Annotated in this window: 21 protein-coding genes and 1 other annotated feature; of the genes, 17 read left to right on the top strand and 4 right to left on the bottom strand. The window is 36.3% G+C overall.

The window, feature by feature from the left end; all coding sequences use genetic code 11:
• Positions 1–21 precede the first annotated feature (21 nt).
• The 4 genes from nhaC (at position 22) to aspS (ending at position 5,050) form a co-directional block, all read left to right on the top strand.
• Positions 22–1,449 (top strand): Na+/H+ antiporter NhaC, encoded by a 1,428-nt coding sequence (gene nhaC, locus MKX29_RS02740; protein ID WP_341103810.1) that lies wholly within the window; start codon positions 22–24, stop codon positions 1,447–1,449.
• 67 nt (positions 1,450–1,516) lie between these two features.
• Entirely contained in the window at positions 1,517–2,632 is a 1,116-nt protein-coding gene (locus MKX29_RS02735; protein WP_341103808.1) for a mandelate racemase/muconate lactonizing enzyme family protein, read from the top strand.
• Between the two features lie 5 nt (positions 2,633–2,637).
• Positions 2,638–3,345 (top strand): GNAT family N-acetyltransferase, encoded by a 708-nt coding sequence (locus tag MKX29_RS02730; RefSeq protein WP_445662689.1) that lies wholly within the window; start codon positions 2,638–2,640, stop codon positions 3,343–3,345.
• A 51-nt stretch (positions 3,346–3,396) separates the two neighbouring features.
• Positions 3,397–3,629: a binding site (T-box leader), on the top strand.
• 104 nt (positions 3,630–3,733) lie between these two features.
• Entirely contained in the window at positions 3,734–5,050 is a 1,317-nt protein-coding gene (gene aspS, locus MKX29_RS02725; RefSeq protein ID WP_445662688.1) for an aspartate--tRNA(Asn) ligase, read from the top strand.
• Positions 5,051–5,135: 85 nt separating this feature from the next.
• Here the strand turns inward: aspS and MKX29_RS02720 are convergent, their stop codons facing one another.
• The 3 genes from MKX29_RS02720 to MKX29_RS02710 all read right to left on the bottom strand — a co-directional run bounded on the left by MKX29_RS02720 (position 5,136) and on the right by MKX29_RS02710 (position 8,471).
• The gene (locus MKX29_RS02720; protein ID WP_095370175.1) at positions 5,136–5,987 is read right to left on the bottom strand and encodes a methyl-accepting chemotaxis protein; all 852 of its coding nucleotides are present in this window, start codon (positions 5,985–5,987) and stop codon (positions 5,136–5,138) included.
• Positions 5,988–6,006: 19 nt separating this feature from the next.
• A complete protein-coding gene (locus tag MKX29_RS02715; RefSeq protein ID WP_095370174.1) occupies positions 6,007–7,467 on the bottom strand; it encodes an aldehyde dehydrogenase family protein in 1,461 nt (486 codons plus the stop codon).
• A 125-nt stretch (positions 7,468–7,592) separates the two neighbouring features.
• Positions 7,593–8,471, bottom strand: a complete 879-nt coding sequence (locus MKX29_RS02710; RefSeq protein WP_341103805.1) for a LysR family transcriptional regulator — start codon at positions 8,469–8,471, stop codon at positions 7,593–7,595.
• Between the two features lie 112 nt (positions 8,472–8,583).
• On the opposite strand from MKX29_RS02710, the gene MKX29_RS02705 reads away from it, so the two are divergent.
• On the top strand, positions 8,584–9,669 hold the full coding sequence (locus MKX29_RS02705) for a citrate synthase/methylcitrate synthase (protein ID WP_341103803.1): 1,086 nt from the start codon (positions 8,584–8,586) through the stop codon (positions 9,667–9,669).
• A 412-nt stretch (positions 9,670–10,081) separates the two neighbouring features.
• Here the strand turns inward: MKX29_RS02705 and MKX29_RS02700 are convergent, their stop codons facing one another.
• Positions 10,082–10,591, bottom strand: a complete 510-nt coding sequence (locus tag MKX29_RS02700; RefSeq protein ID WP_224935203.1) for a DUF6241 domain-containing protein — start codon at positions 10,589–10,591, stop codon at positions 10,082–10,084.
• Positions 10,592–10,766: 175 nt separating this feature from the next.
• On the opposite strand from MKX29_RS02700, the gene MKX29_RS02695 reads away from it, so the two are divergent.
• The 12 genes from MKX29_RS02695 to MKX29_RS02640 all read left to right on the top strand — a co-directional run bounded on the left by MKX29_RS02695 (position 10,767) and on the right by MKX29_RS02640 (position 21,044).
• Positions 10,767–11,189, top strand: a complete 423-nt coding sequence (locus MKX29_RS02695; protein WP_224935207.1) for a MarR family winged helix-turn-helix transcriptional regulator — start codon at positions 10,767–10,769, stop codon at positions 11,187–11,189.
• Positions 11,173–11,520: a DUF3147 family protein gene (locus tag MKX29_RS02690; RefSeq protein WP_224935210.1), complete on the top strand. Its 348-nt coding sequence runs from the start codon at positions 11,173–11,175 to the stop codon at positions 11,518–11,520. Before MKX29_RS02695 ends, MKX29_RS02690 begins: the two co-directional genes overlap by 17 nt.
• A gap of 105 nt (positions 11,521–11,625) precedes the next feature.
• A complete protein-coding gene (locus MKX29_RS02685) occupies positions 11,626–12,345 on the top strand; it encodes a YebC/PmpR family DNA-binding transcriptional regulator (RefSeq protein ID WP_095370167.1) in 720 nt (239 codons plus the stop codon).
• Positions 12,346–12,567: 222 nt separating this feature from the next.
• Positions 12,568–12,831 carry a CD3324 family protein gene (locus MKX29_RS02680; RefSeq protein WP_341103797.1) on the top strand — a complete coding sequence of 88 codons (264 nt, stop codon included), beginning with the start codon at positions 12,568–12,570 and terminating at the stop codon, positions 12,829–12,831.
• 101 nt (positions 12,832–12,932) lie between these two features.
• On the top strand, positions 12,933–13,574 hold the full coding sequence (locus MKX29_RS02675) for a FusB/FusC family EF-G-binding protein (RefSeq protein ID WP_341103795.1): 642 nt from the start codon (positions 12,933–12,935) through the stop codon (positions 13,572–13,574).
• Positions 13,575–13,954: 380 nt separating this feature from the next.
• Positions 13,955–14,935, top strand: coding sequence for a FecCD family ABC transporter permease (locus tag MKX29_RS02670; RefSeq protein WP_224935726.1), 981 nt, complete (start codon positions 13,955–13,957; stop codon positions 14,933–14,935).
• Entirely contained in the window at positions 14,928–15,935 is a 1,008-nt protein-coding gene (locus MKX29_RS02665; RefSeq protein ID WP_289433146.1) for a FecCD family ABC transporter permease, read from the top strand. Before MKX29_RS02670 ends, MKX29_RS02665 begins: the two co-directional genes overlap by 8 nt.
• Before the next feature lie 17 nt (positions 15,936–15,952).
• Entirely contained in the window at positions 15,953–16,729 is a 777-nt protein-coding gene (locus MKX29_RS02660; protein ID WP_341103792.1) for an alpha/beta hydrolase, read from the top strand.
• A 131-nt stretch (positions 16,730–16,860) separates the two neighbouring features.
• Positions 16,861–17,961 (top strand): endospore germination permease, encoded by a 1,101-nt coding sequence (locus MKX29_RS02655; RefSeq protein WP_289433147.1) that lies wholly within the window; start codon positions 16,861–16,863, stop codon positions 17,959–17,961.
• Positions 17,939–19,429 (top strand): spore germination protein, encoded by a 1,491-nt coding sequence (locus tag MKX29_RS02650; RefSeq protein WP_251162920.1) that lies wholly within the window; start codon positions 17,939–17,941, stop codon positions 19,427–19,429. The genes MKX29_RS02655 and MKX29_RS02650 overlap by 23 nt, the downstream gene beginning before the upstream one ends.
• Entirely contained in the window at positions 19,426–20,562 is a 1,137-nt protein-coding gene (locus tag MKX29_RS02645; protein ID WP_341103789.1) for a Ger(x)C family spore germination protein, read from the top strand. The genes MKX29_RS02650 and MKX29_RS02645 overlap by 4 nt, the downstream gene beginning before the upstream one ends.
• 26 nt (positions 20,563–20,588) lie before the next feature.
• Complete coding sequence (locus MKX29_RS02640; protein ID WP_224935237.1) at positions 20,589–21,044, top strand: NUDIX hydrolase; 456 nt, start codon at positions 20,589–20,591, stop codon at positions 21,042–21,044.
• Positions 21,045–21,056 lie beyond the last annotated feature (12 nt).

The following is a 21,056-nucleotide window of genomic DNA, read 5'->3' as shown; positions in this document are numbered from 1 at the left end:
AATATAAATGGGAGGATTTCTATGAAAAAGGATCAGAAAATGACATTCGGTATGGCGCTAATTCCATTAGTTGTCATGATAGTAACAATGATGATTGCTGTTATTTATTTAGAACAAGGACCTCATATTCCATTAATTATTGGAACAATTATGGCTGCATTAGTTGCTTGGAAAGCAGGATATAATTGGAAGCATATTGAGGAATCGATGTATAAGGGGATTAAACTGGCATTACCTGCAGTTATAATTATTATGTTAGTTGGTTTAGTCATCGGCTCTTGGCTTGGTGGCGGTATTGTCGCGACAATGATTTACTATGGATTAAAGATCATCACCCCATCTTTGTTCCTCGTCTCTATTACGATTATATGCGCAATCGTTTCTTTATCTATTGGCAGCTCTTGGTCGACAATGGGAACGATTGGTGTAGCGGGAATGGGCATAGGCATGAGTATGGGCATCCCAGCTCCGATGATAGCTGGTGCGATTATTTCAGGCTCTTACTTTGGTGATAAGATGTCTCCGTTATCAGACACAACAAATTTAGCATCCGGCTTAACAGGCACTGATTTATTTGATCATATCAAACATATGTTATTTACGACCGTTCCTGGTATTATCATTGCATTAGGAGTTTATTGGTTCTTAGGAAAAGACTTTGGTAAAGGAGGAGCCAATCCAGCAGAAATTAATCAAACGATTCTTGCCTTACAAGATTCTTTTGTTATTTCACCATGGTTATTACTTGTTCCCCTTGTAGTTATTATTATGGTAGCAAGAAAAGTTCCGGCAGTACCCGCATTAATTGTAGGTATCCTCCTAGGTGTTCTTTGTCAAATCTTTGTACAAGGTGGTTCGCTATCTGAGGCAGTATCAGCTTTACAATCCGGTTACAAAATTGAAAGTGGAAATGAGATGGTTGATGGTCTCTTTAATAGAGGAGGTCTCGATTCGATGATGTACACCGTCTCCATGACGATTGTGGCCATGACGTTTGGTGGAATATTAGAAAATACAGGTATGCTACAAGCGATAGTCAATCAAATCTTAAAGCTAGCTAAGTCAGCAGGTAGTCTTGTTGCAACCACTATTGTATCTGCCTTTGCAACAAATGCGACGGCATCAGAGCAATATATTTCAATTGTTGTTCCTGCAAGGATGTTTTCCAAAGCATATCGCGATAAAAATCTGCATTCAAAGAACCTATCAAGAGCACTAGAAGACGGGGGAACTTTAACCTCTGTATTTATACCATGGAATACATGTGGAGTGTTTATTCTTGCCACACTCGGAATAGGTGCATTAGAGTATGCACCCTATGCTATCCTGAATTTCATCGTTCCGATTATTTCTATCATTTATGCTTTTATAGGATTTACCATTGTTAAAATCACTGATGAAGAGAAAAGGGCATTGGAAAAAGAAGAAGAAGCATCATTAAATGCATAAACATAATGAAAGAGGGAGCCGAGTTTTTTCTTCGGCTTTCTTCTTTTATTGATAAGGAGAGAGAAATATGAAGATTACATCCATCGCTATCTATGCGATTCGTCTACCATTAAAACAACCGTTTGTCATCAGTTATCATACATATAAAGATATGCCATCTATTATCGTAAAAGTGGAAACGGATGAAGGGCTCATAGGCTACGGAGAAGCAGTACCTGATGAGCATGTGACAGGAGAAACATGGGAAGGCACTTATCAAGTAATTAAACATACGCTTGGACCTGCCATATTAGGTATCAATCCAATGGAAATTGAAAAGGTACATGAAATCATGGACAAGCTCATTTATCAAGCACCTGCTGCTAAAGCTGCGATCGATATTGCTTGTTACGACTTAATCGGTAAAAAACTACAAGTGCCCGTGTATCAGCTCATCGGTGGACGTTACCATGAGCAATTTCCCATCACGCATGTGTTGAGTATTGGTGAGCCAGAAAAAATGGCGACAGAAGCACTGGAACAAGTCTCTAAAGGTTATACATCATTTAAAATCAAAGTAGGTAGAGATGTGAATGGGGACGTAGCAAGAATTAAGGCAGTTGCTGATAGCGTTAAAGACAAAGCCGTTATACGAGTGGATGTTAACCAAGGTTGGCAAACAGCGGCTGCTACTTTAAAAGGAATTAAGGCATTAGAAACGGTAGATATAGATTGGCTAGAGCAACCGGTAAGAGCAGATGATATTGATGGGATGGCATTTATTAGGTCTCATTCAACAGTTTCCCTTATGATTGATGAAGGATTAAAGGGAGCAAGAGAGTTGAAAGAGATTATTCAGAAAAATGCCTGTGATCGTATAAACATTAAGTTGATGAAGTGTGGTGGTATATTGCCAGCAGTTAAGCTTGCATATCAGGCAGAACTAGCCGGGATTGAGTGCCAGGTCGGATCAATGGTAGAATCATCGATTGCTTCAAGTGCAGGTTTTCATGTGTCATTTTCTAAAAAGAATATTACAAGTGTAGAATTAACCGGACCACTGAAGTTCTCTAAGGATATCGGTGACTTACATTATGATATTCCTCATATTTCTTTAAAAGACCAACCTGGATTAGGCGTAAATATTGATGAAGAGATTCTAAAAGAATTGACTGTATTTGAAGATGTATTAAAGGAGAGTTGAAGAGATTGAATGTAATCATGAGAGAAATGACAAAGCAAGGCCCATCTTATGAAGTTACAAATCTAGAAGAACAGCATATTGGACAAATTTTACAATTGCAACAAAAGGTTATCCATGCCCTTCCGGATAAAAAAGTATTACAGCCTTTAGCGAAAGAGGAGTTCCTCAATATTTTAAGGGGAAATGGAAAAATGGTTGGTGCTTGGGTCAAAGAGCAATTAATTGCCTTTCGCGCATTGCTAGTTCCACCTGAAAATGATCCTGAGCACCTTGGTCTAGATGCTGGTGTAACGGATTTATCCACGGTTATCTATCAAGAAATATCTAATGTAGATCCTATGTATAGAGGGAATAAATTACAGCAAAAGCTTGCTCAAATTTTAATGGAACAATTGAAAAAAGAATCACATCAGTATAGATATGTTTGTTGTACAGTCGCTCCTTTTAATTACCCTTCACTTAAGGATAAGTTTGCCCAAGATATGCAAATCATTGATCTTAAGGAGAAATATGGGGGTAGCCTTCGCTATGTTTTTATGAAAGATTTGCAAGCTGCTAAAGTTGTCCAACAAGGAGAAGTGATTGAAATAAAGATGGATGATATCACCAAACAACAGCAATATTTACAGTCTGGTTGGCGCGGGGTGAAAATGATCATAGCAGAACAGGAGACAAAAGTGGTTTACGCCCGTTTTAATGAGGTAGATTTATAAACGAAATAGTTTGACATTTAGGGTGAAGCGATGTATCTTAAATAATAATATTCGAGAGCGTTGAGTTGGAGGAGTAGTTTGACACCCTTATCTATAAGAGAGCTGCTTATTTTAGCTGAAAGAGTGGCGATAAGGAGTTAGATGAAAGACACCAATGAGTTCCATCTGAAAAGTTTTTACTAAGTAGGCGTGGACGGTGGCCACCGTTAACGGGCATATAAGAGATTACATTGAATGATGTAATAATTAGGGTGGTACCGCGAGAACCGAGCCTCGTCCCTTCTGGGATGAAGCTCGGTTTTTTTGTGTGATAAGAAAGGGGTGATTCACATGGATAGTGATGATGACGATAACGACGATACAAACAAAATAATAAGGAGTGTGAATGATGATGGTCAAGATCAATGATGGAATAAGCCGTGTGAATTGCTCCGATGTAATGAAACATGTGAACAGAAAGATTACACTATGGGGGTGGGTTCACCGTGTTAGACATTTAGGAAGAATTACTTTCTTACAGTTACGGGATCGTAGTGGCATCATTCAATGTGTATTAGAGAATGAATTGGCTGAAATGAAACTTTCATTAGAGTCAGTTATTTCTGTACAGGGTCTTGTTGTAAAGACAATGAAAACCGATACGGGTGTAGAGGTAATTGTTGATAAGCTTCAGTTATTAAACACTGCTAATGCACCCTTACCAATTGAATTAAATCAAAAAGAATTAGATGTCCACATGGACACATTATTGAATAATCGTGTTTTATCACTACGGAACCATAAAGAGCATCTGATGTTTAATATAAAGTCAGCAATTGTTGACGCCTTTTCATCTTTTTTACGAAATGAGGATTTTATCCAAATTTTCACGCCGAAAATTGTAGCAGCGGGTGCGGAAGGAGGGGCGAACCTTTTCTCAATAGACTATTTTAATCAACCTGCTTATTTAGGGCAATCACCACAATTTTATAAGCAAATGATGGTAGCAGCAGGATATGAACGAGTTTTTGAAGTGGCTCCTGTTTATCGAGCGGAAGAACATGCGACATCTAGACATTTAAATGAATACATCTCTCTTGATTTAGAGATGGGTTTTGTATTTTCAAGCAAAGAGTTGATGGAATTAGAGGAGAATCTATTACGTTTTATTTTTAACACCATTCGGGATCGTTATCAAAAAGAGCTGCAAGAAGTTGGTGTAACAATTCCTTTAATTGAAAGAATACCCAGTATATCACTTCACGAAGCAAAGCAAATTTTAGCTCATGAATATCATAAATCCACTAGTGAGATGGAAGATTTGGATCCTGAGGGAGAACGCTTAATTTGTCAGTATTTTTCTGAAAAGGAAAACAGTGAATTAGTTTTTATCACACATTATCCAAAGGCAGTTAGACCTATGTATGCCAAGCCATTAGAAAATCACTCCTTATACACAGATTCTTTTGATTTATTGTTTAAAGGGATAGAGATTACAACTGGCGGTTTGAGGATTCATGATTATCAAGAATTAATCTCTTCAATAGAAGAAAATCACTTAAAAGTGGCAGATTTTGAAAGTTATACGAATGTTTTTAAGTACGGTATGCCACCACATGGCGGTCTTGCAATAGGCTTAGAGCGACTGACAGCTAAAATAATGAATCGACCTAATGTCCGCTTTGCGTCAGCATTCCCGCGAGATCGGCATCGATTAACCCCATAAGAAAATGCACGAACAAATGCTAATGGTATAAGTATTTGTTCGTGCTTCTTTATAGAAGGCAAGCTATGACATGACAGAAAGAATATTAATCGCTATCTACTGTCGTATCAGCCATCTCCACTAAATGTTGAGCGTTGCGACTAATTTCTTGAATCGTCGCTGAAAACTCTTGAATGGAGGCTGCTTGGGTATCTGTTAATTGATGAATTTGTGAGAAAGATTGATTAAGCTCAGTGAGTAACCCCGCTATACTTTTCGTAATTTGATCTATTTGCGAAACATGGTCTTTACTATTACTTGCAAGTTTACGAATCTCTTCCGCTACTACAGAGAATCCTCTTCCAGCGTCCCCAGCTCGTGCTGCTTCAATTGCTGCATTTAAACCTAAAAGGTTACTTTGATCAGAAATACTTTTTACAGCAGTGGATATTTTTCCGATTTCATCTGCACTATGGCTAACAGTCCCCATTTGTGAAGACATATCAGTCACTTTATCTGCAAGAATCGTCACTGATTTACTTATCTCTTCAATGGCTGCAGCTGTTTGTTCTGATACTGCTGAAAGACTTTCTGCTACATCGAAGAGCTGATTGGACTTTTCTAAACTAATTCCAATACCTACTCCACCGATTACTTCACCCTTCTCATTATGAAGGGGGATGGCTTTTGCAATAAGGGGAAAACCGAATAATTCTTTTGGTACCATCGATGTTTTAGTGCTATTTGTACGTATGGATTCTGTAATAATGTCACCGTCAATTAGAGGGTCCCCTGGAGAGACATTTAATGAAAATGTCTTTCCTGGATAATTAATAATTAATTTCTCTGTATCATATATACCAATAGTGATATCATCATGAATTAATGTATTTAAGTAAGGTGCTACCTTTAGAAAAGCGTCCATTACGTTTATTGATTGCTGTTCTGTTTCAATCATCTTTTTATCTCCCTAATTATTAATATGGCAATTGTCTTTGACTATAATTAACAGAAATCCATTTCATTGTTGTAAACTCATCTAAACTCCAATCTCCATTTAATCGACCAAGTCCGGATTGTTTTTCACCACCAAAAGCAACAATAGGCTCATCGTTAATCGTAACATCATTTACATGAATCATACCCGTGTGAATTCTTTTTGCCATTTCAACACCGCGTTCTACATTGGCAGTATGAAGCGCCCCGCTTAATCCGAGTTGTGTATTGTTGGCAATATTAATGGCATCTTCTTCTGTATCAAAAGTCATAATACAAACAACAGGACCGAAGAGTTCTTTTTGTGCGACTGTCATTTCAGGTGTCACATTTGTTAAAATCGTTGGTGCAACTAAATTCCCGCTAATTTCTCCTAATAGGATAGGTTCTGCACCTTCTTGAATGCCCGTATGAATTAAATCCTCTAATGTTGATGCTTGTCGTTTGTTAATAACAGGACCGATAACGGTTTCAGGGTCGCTAGGATCCCCGACTTTAAGTGCTGCTACCTTTTCTTTAAATTTGTTCATAAACGTTGGGTAAATTGATTTTTGAACGAGAATACGATTCGCAGACATACAAATTTGTCCTTGGTGTGTGAAACGGCTAAATGTTGCTGCATTAACGGCATAATCAATATCTGCATCTTCCATGACGATAAAAGCACTATTACCGCCTAACTCTAGTAAAGGTTTTTTAAAGTTCTTCACTGCTACTTGACCGATGTAACTACCTACTGTAGTAGAACCGGTAAAAGAAATGATTCTTGGAATCGGATGTTCTACAAAGCCATCGCCAATTTCCTTAATATCACATAATACAACATTTAGTAATCCTTTAGGGACACCAGCTTCTTCAAATATCTTTCCTATTAATGTACCACCAGTTACCATTGAATCTTCATGAGGTTTGAGGACTACTCCACATCCCGCGCCAAGTGCAGGAGCAACTGATTTCATAGAAAGGAAGAAAGGAAAGTTAAATGGACTAATGACTCCAACCACACCAGCTGGAACACGATATAATCTATTTTCTTTATGGTCTTCTGTAGACGGCAGAATTTTACCTTCCATACGAAGTGGGTAAGTGGCTGCCTCTTTAATCATATTTTTTACAAGGCCAATTTCAAAAGCCGCTTTTAATCGCGTACCTCCAAGTTCAGCAATAATTAACTGGACAATTTCTTCTTCATGTGAGTCGATAATGGCTACCGCTTTTTCTAATATGTCTCTTTTTTTATAGGGGTTGACACGATCCCATTCTAGCTTTGCCTTAGCACTTGCTTGATATGCTTCATCAATATCTTCTAATGTAGCACCATTTACTTCTGCAAGGATGTCTTCATTAAATGGATTAATATTTTGTAAGAGAGTTTGACTTTTTCCTTGGCGCCATTCTCCATTTATAAACTGCTTATTTAATACTGATAATTGAAAACTCATGGAATAACCTCCTTAGAATATATGAATCTAAGATGTTTATCGACTATAAGAGTCGAAAATGATAGTTAGTAAATGTAAAATATATAGGTAATTATATCTAATGTTGTTCATGTTTCGTTGAATTGTCACAAACGGTAGTTTTGTAAATATTTCATGAAATCAATTTGTTGGTTATTTTCTTTTTTCATCCAAGCGTACGTATGGGCTTGGGGTAATGTAATTTTTGATTGGGGGACTTCTAATAACCATCCTTCCATTAATTCTCTTCTTACAGTGGACAGTGGTAAATAGGAAACACCCAATCCCTCAATAATGAACCGTTTAGAAATGTGTATTTGCGATACTTTCATTGTTTTGATAAAGGCATACTGATAGTGAAGATCATTTTTTAGTTTAGACCAGTATATGGGATGATTGTCGGTTATTAAAAGATGATGAAATAAAATATCTTCCTCTTCCAATGGTGGTGCGCTCTCAGCATCTTTTCCATCATGCGCGATGATTAATTTAACATCTTCAGAGTATAGTATTTGATATTGCACCTCTCTTGAAGTAGGTAGATTACAGCTCAAGCCGATATCAATATCCTCTTCGAAGAGCGCTTTTTCCATTTCCTCGGATTCTAGTACATGTACAGCTACTTCAACAAATGGATGCTTGCGCATATAATTTTTTAATGCGAAAGGTAGAATCGTATCTGCGATAATAGGAGAAATTCCTATGCTTAGCGAGGAAGTATATCCTTGCGTATAATGACTAAGTGCTTTTTTACCCTCTTCAAAACTTGCTAGAATTTGTTTAGCATACGGAAGAAATTGTTTCCCGGCTTTTGTTAAACGCATGGAACGTCCCTCTTTCTTGAAAAGAGTGGTTGCTAATGCTTTTTCTAAATGACGGATATGAACAGTAACTGACGGTTGCGAAATATAAAGAGCTTCTGCAGTTTGTCTATAGTTTAAATAGTTTGCTGCTGTAATAAAGGTTTTTAACCATTGGAATTCCAATTTACCTAACCATCCTATCAATTAATATTATTAAATGAATTAATAAAAAATATTTAATTTTCTTAATTATACAACGAGCGTATACTAAAAAAAAGAAGAGAGGAGAATGAAAATGTTCAGTAAAGGCTTAAAGGGTATCGTTGCGGTTGAAACAAAAGTGGCTTCTGTAGATGGAGAAAAAGGAAGATTAACTTATCGAGGTTATGACGTTGGAGAATTGACGAAAACATTAACATTTGAAGAAGCAGCCTCTCTACTGTGGTATGGGGAATTGCCAACGGATAGGGAAGTGAAGGAGTGCATTCAAAAGATCAAGGATAATAGAGCATTAAGTCCTTTGCAATGGGAAGTGCTGCAGGCATTACCAAGAGATATGAGTTTAATGGATGTCATTCGAACGCTTATTTCATTAGAAGGTGACCAAACTTACAGCGGTCCCCCTACTGTGGAACAAGCGATCAAGCTAACAGCGGTGATTCCTACGATTATTGCTCACCGTACGAGACTATTAGCGAACAAAGATGTGGTCCATCCAGAGCTGCAATTGTCACATGTTGAAAACTATTTATATATGCTTACTGGAAAAAAACCGTTAATAGCTCATGTTCAGGCATTAGAGACGTATATGATTTTAACGATGGAACACGGTATGAACGCATCAACATTTGCCGCTCGTGTGACCGCTTCTACTGAGTCAGATATCGTTTCTAGTATTGTAACAGCAATTGGTACAATGAAAGGACCACTACATGGAGGTGCGCCTACAGGTGTTATCGCATTATTAGAAGAATTGAAGGTTAGTAACGATAGAAAGAAAACGATTAAACATAAGATACTAAGTGGTGAAAAATTAATGGGGTTTGGCCATCGTGTATATAAAACGGTTGATCCAAGAGCCGAGGCTTTAAAAGAAAAGTTACTATCGATGCAAGTAGAGGATTCTTGGCTTCATTTTGCAATTGAAGTTGAAAAAGAAGTGGTTACAATACTTGCTGAGTTAAAACCTGATAGAAAACTATATACCAATGTTGAATTTTACGCAACAGCAATTATGAGAGCGCTCTCAATGGATTCTACTCTTTTTACTCCCACCTTCACTGCTGCTAGAATGGTAGGCTGGACAGCACATATTCTTGAACAAGCTGAAGATAATGTCATTTTTAGACCACAATCGACGTATGTTGGATCGGAAAAATAATCTCTGTATGGAAATGACAAAATAGTTGCCCGGAAAATGGGCAACTATTTTTGTGTAATTTTACATTGTTACCCATGTATTTATGATTTAAAATAAAATATATTAAGCGTATGTAATGTTGAAAATGCTGTATGGGAGGGATGAAGTATTATTTGTTTTAGTGTGTTTATATTGGTTTTGTTCATGTATTTTTATTTAGTTGCTACAAGCATTGTAGGTAGTTATCTTATTGGTGATGAGTTGTATAAGAATCATCTTATTTTTCCAACTGTACTAGATGGAACACCTACTGTGGTGGATCAAGCGTTGTATGCATTTAAAGTTTCAGGCTATCCCTATTATGCTTTTCTCTGCTTTATGATGATTATATTTACTCTGTATAGAAAAAAGAGGAAAAGTAAGTAGTTACGATTTATTCAAAATACTTCTCAATAAAAGCTTCTTCTTCTTCTGGGGATAAGATTCCAGTTGCCTTACCAATTGTGCCATTTTGCAATGACCAGAAATAATTGTGGTCATTATCTACATTAGAGAAATCCCCTTTGCTCCATTTATCTAAAATAGTTAAAAGCTCTTCTTCATGTTCAAATTGATTGTTTTCAATCGTTTTTTTCACTTCTTCAATTGCTTGTTCTGACATTCGAACAGAACCCCACTTTTCACTTGCCTTGACTTTTTGATGTGTCATTTTATGCATCACATCAATTACTTCACTTTGAGTCGAATTTGTACTTAATCCAGTGTTTTCCGTATAGGCATTCATATCCCCATCTATACTAGCTTTTCTTGATGCTTTATTTGAAGTATCACCCTGAAGATTAGCTACTGAAAGAGAATCATTACTGAGATAACTTGCAGTAAACCAGCCTCCGCTAATAATCACAAAGCCACTTATTATAATAATTACGAGCCATTTTTTCATATTAATTTGATCCCCTTTCAAAGTAGGAAGGTTTGTGAAGGTGGAAACTTTCTTAGAGAATTGATTGTAATACAGATTATTGTGAATATTTTACCATAACTTAAAAACATTTGTATATTTATCGTATTATACGATATAATCTTATTATAAGATGAAAAAGAATGAGGTTGATTATATGAATCCAACTGAACTAAATAAATACTGGACAGACATCTATTTTTACTTACGTTATCAAAATCAAAACGAGGATAAGATATCCCATCAAGGTGTAAGGATTTTGCAGCTTTTAGATAAGTGTGAACATATTGGAATAAAAGAAGTAGCGAAGAATATTGACGTCTCACACAATACTGCGTCTGAACATGTGAAGAGATTGATTCATAAGTCATGGATACATAAAGAAAGATCAACAGTAGATGAGAGAATGGTTATATTAAGGCTAACTGAACAAGGGAGGCAAGTACTAAAGAGAAATGCGAATCTTGACGAAGGAAAATTAGCGCAAATTCTCGCTAGTATGACGCCTTCGGAGAAACAAATCATTGATTCTGCCTTACACTTATTAAGTGAGCGAGCGAAAAATGCAACTAATAGTTAAAATACTTCTTTCAGCAATCATTATTGGCGTTGTTACAGAAATGGCTAAACGTTTTCCTACATATGGTGGTGTCATTGCTGCATTGCCACTTGTCAGTTTATTAAGCCTTATTTGGCTCTGGGTAGAAAAAAATGATACAGGAGTGATGAGTGAATTCACACTTGGGGTTCTTTTAGGTTTACCAAGTACGATAGTGCTTTTGGCTATTGTCTTTTTTTCGCTAAAGGCTGCTCTTTCTTTCACTGTTTCTATTCTTTTCGGTGTCATTGGTTGGGCAGTTTTTCTCGGGGCGCAATTTGTCTTACTTAACCTATGGAAAAACATTAATTAATCAACGAGCTTTTTTCTCTTAGCGGTTTGCGTTATAATAATCAATGAATATTTAGTGCATCTAAAAAAATGATGAGTAGATAAAAGTTGAAAGAGAGTGGGACATATGGGCCGTAAATGGAATAATATAAAAGATAAGAAAGCGGCAAAGGACGCCAATAATAGCCGTATTTATACGAAATTTGCCCTTGAAATCTATGTAGTGGCAAGACAAGGGGAACCTGATCCTGAATCGAATCAGGCATTAAAACAAGTATTGGAACGTGCAAAAACATATAATGTACCGAGAAATATTATCGACCGCGCGATTGATAAAGCGAAGGGTGGCGGGGAAGAAAAGTATGATGAGCTTCGTTACGAAGGATTTGGTCCTGGAGGTAGTATGATTATTGTTGATGCCCTTACCAATAATGTCAATCGCACAGCATCAAATGTGCGCGCTGCATTTGGTAAGAATGGTGGAAATATGGGTGTAAGTGGCTCTGTTTCTTATATGTTTGATGCAACAGCTGTTTTTGGTTTAGAAGGAAAAACAGCGGATGAAGTGTTAGAAATATTGATGGAAGCGGATATTGATGTGCGTGACCTTCTTGAAGAAGAAGAATCAGTGATTGTTTATGCAGAACCTGACCAATTCCATGCTGTGCAAGAGGCGCTAAAAGGTGCTGGCATTGAAGAGTTTACAGTTGCAGAACAAACAATGTTACCACAAACAGAAGTGAACTTAGAGGAAGAACAACTTGCGCAATTTGACAAATTAATTGATGCCCTAGAAGATTTAGATGATGTACAACGTGTTTACCATAATGTAGACATGAGTGAATAAATATAAATGATGGATGCGATTTTTTGTTTCGCATCCATTTTATTCTATTTTTAGGAGGTGGTCACAACATGCAAATCACCTTTTTGCTAAATAATGAAACAGCTCACGCAAAGCCTATAGAGAAGGCGATACTTTGTGTGAGGTAGAATAAATGCAATCGCCATGTCTCTTCATTAGGCTTTGCGTCCTTATTATCTACAAACAATAAGGAGCGAGCGTAAGATGAGATATCAAAAAGCAAAGAATGTGTTGCCACCTGAATTATTAAAAGAGATACAAAAATATATTCAAGGTGAATCGATTTATATCCCTAAACCCCCTCACAATAAAGATGGTTGGGGAATGAAATCAGGTGCAAGACTCAAAATCAATCAAAGAAATGAAGAGATTAGAGCTTCCTATAGTATGGGAAAAACAATGGATGAGCTAAGCGATGAATACTTTTTAGCTCACGAGACAATAAGGAAAATTATTTACACAAAATAAATGATTTATGCCGACTTTAATTTTTATTTAAATTCGGCATTTTTTTATGTTTACATATAGGGTAAATTAAGAAGGAAGAAACTAAGGCAGGAGTGAAAATAATGATAGCCTTTATGACCAATGAACAGTATAATCTTGTGAAAAAACAGGTGAATAAAATAATAAATGCCAAGTCCTCTGTCAATGATCCAACGATCTTAAAAACAGTAAAAACATTGGCATGGGAAGCGGTTCAGCAATCATTACCTGATATGGCGGAGGAGGAGGCTTCCTTACTGGGACAAATGCGATTGGTTGACGATCGATTAACTGCAGATAAATTCTTTCATGAATTAAAGCCCTATGTTATCCCCTTCCCAGCTCTGTCAGAAACGAAAATAAGGAAGTTATTTCCAAAGGTGAAGAAGCTGAAGTTCCCATTAATTGATGCAGAAGATTATCAAACAATGACCTATCTATCTTGGGATGAAAAGGGTAGTCAGTACCGAATGATTGTTGCCCCATACGAACAAAGCTATATTGGTTTAAGAGGAACTTTCCAACCTTCTGAACAAAAAGGGCTTTGTCATATTTGTCACCGTTTTACAGATATAGGCATGTTCATAGTCGAGACAAAGGGTGAAGTCGTTGGTACCTTTACCAAAAGAGGTAATACGGTGTGTAAAGATATGAAAGATTGTAATCATCATGTAGAAACTTTGCTTCATTTGTCAAAATTTATTCGACATATAACAGGAAAATAGATAAATGTAGCGAAATACTTAAGTGGATATTGATTTGATTTTTAAGCGGCACTTCAGCGATGAAGTTGCCGTTTTTCTTTTGGTTGAGAAAATATAATTGTCTAGTAATAAGCGCACATGCTGAAGGCTTGTATAGGCTAACAGTATGTGTTTGTTACTTTAAGGTATGAGAAGATTCAATTTTTTCTCTTTTTCTCTTGTCAATCGTGAGATGTTTTATTATAGTAAATGATAACGATTATCATTTTCGTTAAGAGTTGAGGTGGATTTTTTACATAGAAACAAAGACGGTAGTATCTTGACTATTTCTATACATTTTAATAGAAAAATAAATAAAAAGAGTTGTGGGGATTGTGAAGAATAAAACAAGATTAGCAAAAATGATTATATTGATATCACCTATACTTATGATAATAACAACTATTTTATCTGTTATTTACGGAACTAAAGGGATATCTTTTTCAACGATTTGGGAAGCTTTTACTGCATACGATGAAGGTAATACGGATCATGCGATTATTATTACCTCAAGGTTGCCAAGGGTATTAACTGCCATGTTAGTTGGTGCATTTTTAGCTGTGTCAGGTGCGATTATGCAAGGAATGACAAGGAATTATTTAGCTTCTCCTTCCATTATGGGTGTAACAGATGGTTCTGCTTTTGTTATTACTATTTGCATGATTGTATTGCCGAATATGACTTCTATTGAAATGATACTGTTTTCAATGGTTGGCTCCGCATTAGGTGCAGGAATTGTCTATGGGTTTGGTTCTTTAATACCAAAAGGTTTAACACCCGTTCGATTAGCGATTATTGGAACCGTCATAGGTACCTTTTTATCAAGTACTTCTGCTGCATTAGCATCTTATTTTCAAATTTCACAAGATGTTAGTTTTTGGTATAATGCCAAACTTCATCAAGTAGATGTAGATACATTTCTTTTGGCCATTCCATTTGGTGTCATTGGTTTGATTATCGCTCTCATCACGTCTGGACATATTACCATTCTTTCTCTAGGAGAAGAAATTGCTGTTACTTTGGGGCAAAAGACGAAATGGGTGAAAGCACTTGCTTTATTGGCAGTCATTTGTCTGACTGGGACAGCAGTAGCCCTCGTTGGTAAGGTTGGTTTTGTAGGGTTAATTATTCCTCATATTGCAAGATTTTTAGTTGGTGTGGATTATAGATGGCTCATTCCATCTTCCGCAATAATTGGGGCGATATTTCTAGCAGTATGTGATATCATTAGCCGGTTTGTCAATCATCCGTTCGAGACACCAATTGGTGTTGTGACAGCACTCATAGGAGTGCCATTCTTCCTCTACCTGATTTATAAGAGAGGGGGAGAAAAGCATGCGTAAAACCGTTCTTATTGCGATTGTTTTATCTATTCTTATTTTAGTGAGTGCTTATGTCAGCTTAGTTTATGGAGTTATAAATGTAAATTTTACTGATGTCATCCATACTTTATTCCGTATTGATCCGTCTGATCAGCTTGATTTAGTTATTTTTGATTTTCGCTTGCCTCGAATTGTCATTGGAGCACTTGTTGGATTTGGTTTAGGTATAGCAGGTACGGTCATTCAAGGTGTAACAAGGAATGGATTGGCTGATTCCGGAATTCTAGGAATCAATGCTGGAGCAGGGGCTGCAATTGTTATATTTATGTTGTTTTTCCAAGGGCAGCTGGATTTAACTGGTTGGCTATCGATCATGATTATGCCGATTTTTGGATTGATTGGTGGACTACTTGCAGCGGTTATTATCTTTTTCTTCTCTTGGCAAAAGGGGACATTTGATACAGGTCGGTTAATTCTAACTGGTATTGCCATTAGTTCTGGTTTTGGTGCGCTTTCTATGTATATCTCTTTAAAAATGAATTCTTCTGATTATGAAATGGCTGCTGTTTGGGTATCTGGGAGTATTTATAATGCGAATTGGATTTATATTATTTCAATGATACCTTGGCTAGTTATTCTTATTCCATTAATCATCCGGAAAAGTTATTTATTAGATCTTTTTCGACTATCTGACATTAGTTCGAAGGGTGTAGGAGTACCTGTTGAACGTGAAAAGATTAAACTCATTATTTTAAGCATTGGGTTAATTAGTGCTTGTGTATCTGTTTCAGGAAATATTAGTTTCATTGGTTTAATGGCACCACATATTGCACGACAATTGGTAGGGATGAAGCATCAATTTATTTTACCGATTTCGGGCTTGATTGGTATGCTTCTTGTGGTCATTGCTGATTTTGTTGCCAAAAATGTGTTCACGCCAGTCGAATTGCCGGTAGGAATTGTCATATCAATGATTGGTGTACCATATTTCTTATATTTATTAGTCAAGCAAAAAAGATAATGATAGGGGATGGGAAAGTGTTACATGGAGAAATACAACAATGGACAGTACATTCTAAAACAAAGCAAGACTATGTCATATCAATTCATATGCCAGAGAATCCACCCCCATCTGAAGGCTATGGTGTTCTTTATGTACTTGATGGCGATGCCTATTTTCAGTTGATAAAGGAAGTTATTCGGCTGCAGGCGAAACGGTCTGCTAAAACAGGCGTATCTGAAGTGATTATTGTAGGTATAGGATATGGAGCTAAAGATTTTCATTCAAGGAGGGTCTTTGATTTTACCCCACCTGCAGAAAGTGATCATTTACCACTACGACCAGATGGTAGTGCTTGGGGAGATACTGGCGGAGCCGAACAGTTTAATGACTTTATAGAAAATGAGTTAAAACCAGCTATTAATAAAGAGTTTCCGGTTAATCAAGAGAATCAATCCTTATTTGGTCATTCTTTAGGTGGGTTATTCACATTAATGACGATGATGAATAATCCAACTTCTTATCACGCGTATTTCGCTTGTAGCCCTTCGATTTGGTGGAATGGTGAAGCTCTCATGCAAGAAGTGCCAGCTTTGATGGAAGAATTTGAACAAAGGCAGGAGAATCGCGATATCCGCCTTTTTCTAGCAGCAGGTGGGGACGAGAAGGAACATTTATTGATAGCTGTTAGAAAGTATTATGAGAAAATCAAGGAAATGGAACAACTGTCAGTTATATATAAGGAAATAGAAGGAGAAAATCACGCTTCTATTATACCAACAGTATTGAGTACGGGTTTGAGATTTCTTCGGTAATTCTATAAAAAGGGGTTTTGTGATGTCTTTATCACAAAACCCCTTTTTAAATTGTTACGGTTGTAAAGTCAAATATGTTTTGGAATAAAAACCAACTTCTTCCCTCATATTAAGAAAAAGGGAGGTAAGAGATGATGGTTCGAAGTATTACCGCTTTAAATTCATTTCCTGTTTTGGGCCTTGCCATTGGTTTGATGACCCATGTAATTGTATTGCCCTCTGTCTTAAGCGTGGCAGGACGTAGCGCTTGGATTAGTTTGATGATAGCTGGAAGTCTTTATATTATTTGGATTCCTCTCATCTACATAATAATAAAGAAAACAGGACAACAAAACCTGATGAACTGGTTACAATCTAACAGTCCTCCAATTGTGTATAATGCCATTCGAGCACTGATTTTATTTCTTTTATTCATCAATGTATTTGTTACATTATATACAACTTTTTCGTGGGTGAATACCAATTATATGATACAAACACCAAAGTATGTTTTATTTATCATTTTAATCATTCTTTGTTTATTAGCTGCACTCTCAGGTATAAAAGCTATTACGATTGCTAGTGGAATTCTATTTCCTATCGTTTGTTTTCTTGGTTTCTTTATTATGATAGCCAATTTTAAGTTTAAAGATTATTCGTTACTTTTTCCCATTTTTGAAGAGGGATGGGCTCCTATTCTAATAGGTGTTGTTATTTTATCAGGAGGGCTTTTGGAGATTTTTTTGTTAGTTTTATTACAGCATCATATTCGTGATAACATCTCTTTAAAATTTTTCATTCCGATATGTATTTTCTTCGTCTTTGTTAATTTTGGCCCTTTAATTGGTGCAATTACTGAATTTGGTCCAGCACAAGCATCAGAATTAGTGCACCCTGCTTATGCACAATGGCGTTTAATTACTTTAGGGAAATTTTTGAATAAGTTAGATTTCCTTTCTATTTATCAATGGCTTTCTGGTGCGTTTATTCGTATTAGCTTGTCTATCTTTATCATTGGGGATTTATTTCATTTTAAGACGCAAAAAAGGAAAGTGATTTTATTAATTAGTGTGTGTCTTTTTTTAATAATCGGCCTATCTTTACCAATTGATGGACCGACTTATAAAATCATGATTGATCATTACTTTTTTTCTATTACAGTTATTGGGATTCTACTTGTGACGCTCAGTATTCATCTAATCCTATTCATTAAAGGAAGAGTGGAAAAAAATGAAAACGCGATTAAACAATAAGAAAAGACTGCCGAAAACTGATAAATTGGATGAGCAATACTTAAGGCAGCAATTCGCAATCAATGGCGACGTGCAATTTGTTAATTATTCGTTTCAATATTATCCACAACCAGGGAAAGTGGTTGTGCTCTTTTCTGAAGTAATGATCGATAAAGGTAAATTAAGTGAGGCTTTAGGTAGGTTAGAAGAAAGTTTTTTAGAAGACAAGCGCCTAGAAGAAAAAAGGGAAGAGAATGAGCAATTACTTATGTATCAAGTGAATGTTGAGGAAGAAGATAAAGAATCAATAGCAGAAGATATTTATTCTGGCATGGTTTTTGTCCTAGTAGAAGAATTAGATAAAATGTTCAAATTTGAACTGCCTCAAATTCCTAATCGTTCACCAGAAGAGTCCAATTCGGAATTATCTTTTCGTGGACCAAGAGATGGATTTGTGGAAGACTTGCATATTAACCTTGCGTTAATAAGAAAACGGTATAAAACCTCAACCTTAGTAAATGAAGCCATTGAGATAGGGGTACGAGGGAAAACAAAAATTAGTTTATTATATGTGAAAGATATAATAAAGGAGCAATATGTTATTGATTTAAAAAGTCAGCTAGCAAAAATAGAAACAGATGTGATCATTAGTACGACCGATTTAGAAGAGGTATTGTCAGGTAAGTACTATACTCTTTTTCCCTTGTTTAATTATACCGGACGCCCTGATAACGTAGTTGCTAATCTAGATTTAGGTAGATTTGTCATTATTGTGGATGGTTGTCCTACTGTAATGGTTGGTCCAACTACATTATTTTCAGTATTAAAAACACCGGAAGATCGCTTCACAGAATATTATTATACGAATATGCAAATGTTTTTTAGGTTAACTGGTCTTGTCATATCAAGTATTTTGCCAGGATTTTATGTTGCTATGATTTCCTTTCATATGGATCAATTGCCTTTCCCATTTTTGGCGACTATCACAGTTTCGCGAATGGGATTACCATTATCACCACCGTTAGAGGCATTTTTAGTCTTAGCTTTATTTGAGTTATTTAAGGAAGCAGGTAATACTCTTCCTAGGGCTATCGGACAAACATTAACGGTCGTAGGGGGGCTAATCATTGGTGATGCAGCAATAAGGGGTGGTTTAACAGCTCCCACCATGCTTGTTATTGCTGGTGTCACTTCTGTTGCTGCATATACCCTTGTTAACCAGTCACTCGGTGCCTCCTTAAGCCTTGTACGTTTCTTTATCTTGCTTTTCTCAGCGGTGCTCGGTTTATTTGGCTTTTTTATCAGTATTTTTTCAGTGATATTATATTTATCTAGACTAGAGATGTTTGGTTTGCCTTATTTAGCTCCACTTTCTCCTTTGTCATTTAAAGATACATTTGCAAGTATTTTAGAAAAACCTTATCTTTTACGAAAAAAAAGGTCAAGTACTATGCGACCTAAGGATGACACGAAGGGTAGGCTAAAATGAAAAAAATCCTTATACCTATTATCGTATGTGCTCTTCTATTAAGTGGTTGTTGGGATGAAAAGGACATTGTGGAAATGCAATATATAACCGCCATTGGCATTGATTATGATAAGGAAAAAGACGATTATATATTGTACGCACAGGTAGTATCTTTTGCAGGTGTAGCAAAGTCGGAGCAAGCAGAAACAGTGCCGTCGAAGGTCTGGGTTGCTAAAGGTCAAGGAAAATCAATGGAAGCTGCTATAAATATGATTTACGATAAATCCAATCAAATAGTATACTGGGCACATATAGGAATCATTATTTTTCATGAACGATTACTGCAACATGGGATTGATCAAATAAGTGATAGTTTGGCTCGTTTTCAACAGATACGGGAAACTAACTGGATGTATGGCACGAAAGATTCGATTGAGGATATCCTACTAGTAATAAGTCTCTTTAGCTCCGCGGTTCAAACAACACTTTTTAATCCAGAGGAAGCTTATCATGTACACTCTATCATTTCACCTATCAGAATGCATCGGTTCTATTCAGATTTTACTGAGAAAGCTACCACCACAAAACTACCGATGATATCAGTAAAAGAGGATGTTTGGAAAACTAAGGGAGCAACAAATGATTCAGCTAAAAGCTCTGGAGTCTTCCTTTTAAAGGAGAAGAAATATTTAGGTAGTTTACCCATAAGTCAATTTAGAGGCTTACGTTGGGTAACAAAGACAACAAAAAGGTCTCCGTTAAGAATCAAATTGGAAAATAATGATGAAGTAAATATCATTATTACCCAATTAGACCCGCATTTGAAAATAAATAAGTTAGACAAAGATACATTTGATATCGATATTAATGCAAATGGAGGGATCATTGAGGTTCAAAAAGAAATTTCGTTACCCATTCTGAAGGAAAAAATTATCGAAAAAATGGAGAAGGAAATTAGAGAGACCTATGAGAATGCTTTAAATATAAAGGCGGATATATATAATCTTGAAGAACTTGTGTATAGAAAAGATTATGACCGTTGGAAGCATGATTACAAAGGAAGGTTTACCCTAACAGAAAATTCTATTGCGAATATAAATATAGATATTACTATTACGAAAACAGGAGAGTACGATTATCAATTTTCTTATTAAGATTGGGAGAGGGGAAGCAAGAAGAAATGGAATACTATAAAAAGATAAGAGAGTTTGTAGGTAAGGAGCCATTACTTTTACCTGGAGCTGTTGTTGTTATCGTGAATGACCGAAATGAGATTTTACTACAACAAAGGCCGGAGTCTCTTTGGGGCTTACCCGGAGGATTAATGGACTTAGGTGAAAGTATGGAGGAAGTAGCGAAAAGGGAAGTAAGAGAGGAAACGGGGCTTGTTGTCGAGAATCTTTCGTTTGTTCAGTTGTTTTCAGGTAAGGAATTCTTTGTACGTACAAAAAACGGTGATCAGTTTTATGCCATTACTGCGGTTTATATGACAAATGACTATAGTGGGGAATTAACTACAAATAGTGATGAAACCTTGTCTGCACAATTCTTTCCTATTGATCAGCTTCCAAGTGAATTAATCGAGAATTATCAAAAGTATATAGAACCAGTTAAACAATTATTAAAGCAACCATAAAAAACAAGGCTC

The sequence above is a fragment of the Cytobacillus sp. FSL R7-0696 genome, from assembly GCF_038006865.1.
Lineage (GTDB): Bacteria > Bacillota > Bacilli > Bacillales > Cytobacillaceae > Cytobacillus > Cytobacillus kochii.
The sequence above is the reverse complement of the archived record's forward strand: the minus strand, read 5'-3'. Positions and strand labels throughout refer to the sequence as shown.

Bases quoted from the DNA above. Each gene is read 5' to 3' on its own strand.
- nhaC (WP_341103810.1), top strand. From the start codon at position 22: ATGAAAAAGGATCAGAAAATGACATTCGGTATGGCGCTAATTCCATTA.
- MKX29_RS02735 (WP_341103808.1), top strand. From the start codon at position 1,517: ATGAAGATTACATCCATCGCTATCTATGCGATTCGTCTACCATTAAAA.
- aspS (WP_445662688.1), top strand. From the start codon at position 3,734: ATGATGGTCAAGATCAATGATGGAATAAGCCGTGTGAATTGCTCCGAT.
- MKX29_RS02720 (WP_095370175.1), bottom strand. From the start codon at position 5,987: ATGATTGAAACAGAACAGCAATCAATAAACGTAATGGACGCTTTTCTA.
- MKX29_RS02715 (WP_095370174.1), bottom strand. From the start codon at position 7,467: ATGAGTTTTCAATTATCAGTATTAAATAAGCAGTTTATAAATGGAGAA.
- MKX29_RS02705 (WP_341103803.1), top strand. From the start codon at position 8,584: ATGTTCAGTAAAGGCTTAAAGGGTATCGTTGCGGTTGAAACAAAAGTG.
- MKX29_RS02700 (WP_224935203.1), bottom strand. From the start codon at position 10,591: ATGAAAAAATGGCTCGTAATTATTATAATAAGTGGCTTTGTGATTATT.
- MKX29_RS02695 (WP_224935207.1), top strand. From the start codon at position 10,767: ATGAATCCAACTGAACTAAATAAATACTGGACAGACATCTATTTTTAC.
- MKX29_RS02690 (WP_224935210.1), top strand. From the start codon at position 11,173: ATGCAACTAATAGTTAAAATACTTCTTTCAGCAATCATTATTGGCGTT.
- MKX29_RS02685 (WP_095370167.1), top strand. From the start codon at position 11,626: ATGGGCCGTAAATGGAATAATATAAAAGATAAGAAAGCGGCAAAGGAC.
- MKX29_RS02680 (WP_341103797.1), top strand. From the start codon at position 12,568: ATGAGATATCAAAAAGCAAAGAATGTGTTGCCACCTGAATTATTAAAA.
- MKX29_RS02675 (WP_341103795.1), top strand. From the start codon at position 12,933: ATGATAGCCTTTATGACCAATGAACAGTATAATCTTGTGAAAAAACAG.
- MKX29_RS02670 (WP_224935726.1), top strand. From the start codon at position 13,955: ATGATTATATTGATATCACCTATACTTATGATAATAACAACTATTTTA.
- MKX29_RS02665 (WP_289433146.1), top strand. From the start codon at position 14,928: ATGCGTAAAACCGTTCTTATTGCGATTGTTTTATCTATTCTTATTTTA.
- MKX29_RS02655 (WP_289433147.1), top strand. From the start codon at position 16,861: ATGATGGTTCGAAGTATTACCGCTTTAAATTCATTTCCTGTTTTGGGC.
- MKX29_RS02650 (WP_251162920.1), top strand. From the start codon at position 17,939: ATGAAAACGCGATTAAACAATAAGAAAAGACTGCCGAAAACTGATAAA.
- MKX29_RS02645 (WP_341103789.1), top strand. From the start codon at position 19,426: ATGAAAAAAATCCTTATACCTATTATCGTATGTGCTCTTCTATTAAGT.
- MKX29_RS02640 (WP_224935237.1), top strand. From the start codon at position 20,589: ATGGAATACTATAAAAAGATAAGAGAGTTTGTAGGTAAGGAGCCATTA.